Consider the following 4,363-nt stretch of genomic DNA (forward strand, 5'->3'; position numbering starts at 1 on the left):
GCCCGGCGATCTGGATCTCCGGCCTAGTCGTGATCGTCCTGGTCCTGCTGTATCTTTATTTGTGACAGCCGTCATGCCGACCTTCGGCCCGCTTGACCGAAGGTCGGACGAAACCTAGCCTTCCCTCTGGGTGGCCTGACCATTCGCTGGCGAGCGGCACAAAAAAGCCGCCGCCGGTGCCGGTCGGCCGGAGAGCCAGCTTGGGAGGAATTGATGACCACCACCGTGACCCTGACGGTGAACGGGAGGTCGGTGACGCGGCAGGTCGAACCGCGCACACTGCTCGTCCAGCTTCTGCGCGAACAATTGCTGCTGACCGGAACGCATGTCGGCTGCGACACCAGCCAGTGCGGCGCCTGCGTCGTCCATGTCGACGGCAAGTCGGTCAAATCCTGCACCATGCTGGCCGTCCAGGCCGAGGGCAGTTCGGTCACCACGATCGAGGGCCTGGCCGCCGATGACGGCACCCTGCACCCGATGCAGGAGGCCTTTCGCGAGAATCATGCCCTGCAATGCGGCTTCTGCACGCCCGGCATGGTGATGAGCGCGGTCGACCTGCTGCAGACCAACGCCAGCCCGACCGAGCACGAAGTGCGTGAGTGGCTGGAAGGCAACATCTGCCGATGCACCGGCTATCACAACATCGTCAAGGCCGTCCTCGACTGCGCCGCCAGGTCCGGCAGCAGCCAGTCCTCCATCGCCGCAGAATGACGGGGGGACGCACATCATGGCACATGACGGCATCGGCGCCCCGCTGCGCCGCAAGGAGGATTTCCGCTTCCTGACCGGCAACGGTCATTACACCGACGACATCAACCGCCCCGGCCAGGCCTTCGCCTATTTCCTGCGGTCGCCGGTGGCGCATGCCCGGATCCGCAGCATCGACACCAGCGCGGCCGAGGCCGCACCCGGCGTGGTCGCGGTGTTCACCGGCGACGATCTGGCCAAGGACAAGATCGGCGGCCTGATCTGCGGCTGGATGGTCAAGTCGAAGAACGGCGAGCCGATGAAGGCCGGGCCGCACCCGGCGCTGGCCCAGGGCAAGGTGCGCTATGTCGGCGACCATGTCGCCGTCGTGATCGCCGAGACCCGCGACCAGGCCAAGGACGCAGCCGAGAAGATCGAGGTCGACTACGAGGAGTTGCCGGCCGTCGTCGCCACCAATTCGGCCCGCAAGGCCGGCGCCGCCCTGGTGCATGACGATATCCCCGCCAACACGGTCTATGAGTGGGAGCTGGGCAACAAGGCCGATGTCGAAGCCGCCTTCGCCCACGCCGCCCATGTCACCAAACTGGACCTCGAGAACAACCGGCTGATCCCGAACGCGATGGAACCGCGCGCGGCGATCGGCGAATACGACATGGGGTCGGACAGCTTCACCCTCTACACCACCAGCCAGAACCCGCATGTGGCGCGGCTGGTGCTGTCCGCCTTCATCGGCATCGCGCCGGAGCACAAGCTGCGGGTGATCGCGCCCGATGTCGGCGGCGGCTTCGGCTCGAAGATCTTCATCTATGCCGAGGAGACGGTCTGCGTCTGGGCGGCCAAGAAGGTCCGCCGGCCGGTGAAATGGACCGGTGAGCGCAGCGAAAGCTTCCTGGCCGACGCGCATGGCCGCGACCACGTCACCCATGCCGAGCTGGCGATGGACCAGGACGGCAAGTTCCTGGCCCTGCGCGTCCACACCACGGCCAATCTCGGCGCCTATCTCTCCACCTTCGCCAGCTGCGTGCCGACCTATCTCTACGCGCCGCTGCTGTCGGGCCAGTATGCGATCCCGGCGATCTATGCCGAGGTCGACGGCGTCTACACCAACACCGCACCGGTCGACGCCTATCGCGGCGCCGGGCGGCCGGAGGCGACCTACGTCATCGAGCACATCGTCGAGCTGGCGGCGCGCGAGATGAAGCTGGACCCGGCGGAGATCCGGCGCCGCAACTTCGTCCAGCCGACCCAGTACCCGTACCAGACGCCCGTGATCATGACCTATGATTGCGGCGACTATCCCAAGGCGATGGAAGCCGCCCTGAAGCTGGCCGATTACAACGGCTTCCCGGCGCGCAGGGCCGAGAGCACCGGCCGCGGCAAGCTGCGCGGCATCGGCTTCTCCAGCTACATCGAGGCCTGCGGCATCGCGCCCTCGGCCGCGGTCGGGTCGCTCGGCGCCGGTGTCGGCCTGTGGGAATCGGCCAAGATCCGCTTCAACCCGACCGGCAACGTCACGGTCCACACCGGCAGCCACAGCCATGGCCAGGGTCACGAGACGACCTTCGCCCAGCTGATGTCGAGCTATCTCGGCGTGCCGGCCGACCAGGTCGAGGTCGTCCACGGCGACACCGACAAGACGCCGTTCGGCATGGGCACGTATGGCTCGCGCTCGCTCGCCGTCGGCGGCTCCGCCATCGTCAAGGCGGCGGAGAAGATCATCGCCAAGGGCAAGAAAATCGCGGCCCACCAGCTCGAGGCGGCCGAGGCCGATATCGAGTTCAAGGACGGCAAGTTCACCGTCGCCGGCACCGACCGGGCCAAGACGATCCAGGAGGTCGCCTTTGCCGCCTATGTCCCGCACAACTACCCCGCGGGGGTGGAGCCGGGGCTGGAGGAAAGCGCCTTCTACGACCCGATCAACTTCACCTTCCCGGCCGGCACCCAGATCTGCGAGGTCGAGATCGACCCCGACACCGGCATCGTCACCATCGCCAACTACTCGGCGGTGGATGATTTCGGGCGGGTGATCAACCCGATGATCGTCGAAGGCCAGGTCCATGGCGGCCTCGCCCAGGGCCTCGGCCAGGCGATGATGGAGAACTGCGCCTACGATCTGGAGACCGGGCAACTCTTGACCGGGTCCTTCATGGATTACTGCATGCCGCGGGCCGACGATCTGCCGAGCTTCAATGTCAGCATGATCGAGACCATCAACCCCTCCAACCCACTCGGGGTGAAGGGCTGCGGCGAGGCCGGCGCCATCGGTGCGCCGCCGGCGCTGATGAACGCGATCACCGACGCGATCGGCCGCGACATGAACATGCCGGCGACGCCGGAACGGGTGTGGCGGGCGATCCACAGCGCCCCCGCCCTGGCGGCCGAGTAAGGAGAGAAAGCCATGTATGCGTTCAACTATCACAAGGCGTCCTCCGCAGCCGATGCTGTGGCCAAGCTGGGCGCCGGGGCCGACGGCAAGTTCCTGGCCGGCGGCATGACCCTGATCCCGACCCTGAAGCAGCGCCTGGCCTCGCCCTCCGACGTAGTCGACCTCAGCGGCGCGGCCGAGCTGAAGGGGATCACGGAGGAGAATGGCGGCGTGACCATCGCCGCCATGACCACCCATGCCACGGTGGCGAACTCGGACGTGGTGCAGCGGGTGATCCCGGCCCTCGCCGCCCTGGCCGGCGATATCGGCGATGCCCAGGTGCGCAACCGCGGCACCATCGGCGGGTCGGTCGCCAACAACGACCCCAGCGCCGACTACCCGTCGGCGGTGCTGGCGCTGGGCGCCACCATCCGCACCACCAAGCGCGAGATCGCGGCGGATGGCTACTTCCAGGGCCTGTTCACCACCGATCTGGCCGAGGACGAGCTGATCACCGCGATCCACTTCCCGAAGCCGGAAAAGGCGGCCTACATCAAGTTCGACAACCCGGCCAGCCGCTACGCCATGGTCGGGGTGTTCGTCGCCATCGTCGGCGGCGACATCCGCGTCGCGGTGACCGGCGCGGGTTCGGACGGGGTGTTCCGCTGGGCCGAGGCCGAACAGGCGCTGGCCGGCAACTTCACCCCGGCGGCGCTGGACGGGCTGTCGGTGTCGCCAGGCGACATGAACGGCGACATCCACGCCTCGGCCGAATACCGGGCGCATCTGGTCAAGGTGATGGCCAAGCGCGCGGTCCAGGCCGCCGGCTGAGCGTCAGCTCCGGCTGAGACGTCAGCTGCTGTCGTCCGGCGGGGCCAATGGGCCCGAAGGGAGAGGCCCCGTTTCGGGTTGCCTCTCCCCTTCGGACTTGATCCGAGGGTCGCGAGACCCTTTCACAATTCCCTTATTCGTCATCCCCGCGAAAGCGGGGATCTCGGTGCGTCTTGTTCTGCAAGAGATTCCCGCTTTCGCGGGAATGACGGCCGGTGGATGGAAGGTTGTTCTGAAAAGGTCTCGCTTGCGGGAGAGAGCCTGCCCCGGGCTCGACCCGGGGTCGCAGACGCGAAGCGGCTCCGGGGAGCTTGCGCCCCTGGGGTGAGAGCTCTTTCCATCCGCCGGTGCCGGCCCCTCACCCGGAAATCCCAAGGGAGAGGATTGCATCCCTCCTGGATTTCCGGCCTCTCCCCGCGCCGCGGGGCGAGGCAACGTAGCGCTTTGCGATCGGCTGGC

The 4,363-nt window shown here is 67.2% G+C and carries 3 protein-coding genes; all 3 read left to right on the forward strand.

Annotation, left to right across the window (positions count from 1 at the left end; translation table 11 throughout):
• The first annotated feature begins 213 nt into the window (after window positions 1-213).
• From AC3XYG_RS25275 to AC3XYG_RS25285, 3 genes are read left to right on the forward strand one after another with little or no spacing between them, the layout of a single operon-like run.
• Window positions 214-711 carry a (2Fe-2S)-binding protein gene (locus AC3XYG_RS25275; protein WP_489142632.1) on the forward strand — a complete coding sequence of 166 codons (498 nt, stop codon included), beginning with the start codon at window positions 214-216 and terminating at the stop codon, window positions 709-711.
• Window positions 712-727: 16 nt separating this feature from the next.
• Entirely contained in the window at window positions 728-3,094 is a 2,367-nt protein-coding gene (locus tag AC3XYG_RS25280) for a xanthine dehydrogenase family protein molybdopterin-binding subunit (protein WP_489142633.1), read from the forward strand.
• Between the two features lie 12 nt (window positions 3,095-3,106).
• A complete protein-coding gene (locus tag AC3XYG_RS25285; protein WP_489142634.1) occupies window positions 3,107-3,904 on the forward strand; it encodes an FAD binding domain-containing protein in 798 nt (265 codons plus the stop codon).
• Window positions 3,905-4,363 lie beyond the last annotated feature (459 nt).

The organism is Inquilinus sp. (genome assembly GCF_057815775.1).

Bases quoted from the DNA above. Each gene is read 5' to 3' on its own strand.
- AC3XYG_RS25275 (WP_489142632.1), top strand. From the start codon at position 214: ATGACCACCACCGTGACCCTGACGGTGAACGGGAGGTCGGTGACGCGG.
- AC3XYG_RS25280 (WP_489142633.1), top strand. From the start codon at position 728: ATGGCACATGACGGCATCGGCGCCCCGCTGCGCCGCAAGGAGGATTTC.
- AC3XYG_RS25285 (WP_489142634.1), top strand. From the start codon at position 3,107: ATGTATGCGTTCAACTATCACAAGGCGTCCTCCGCAGCCGATGCTGTG.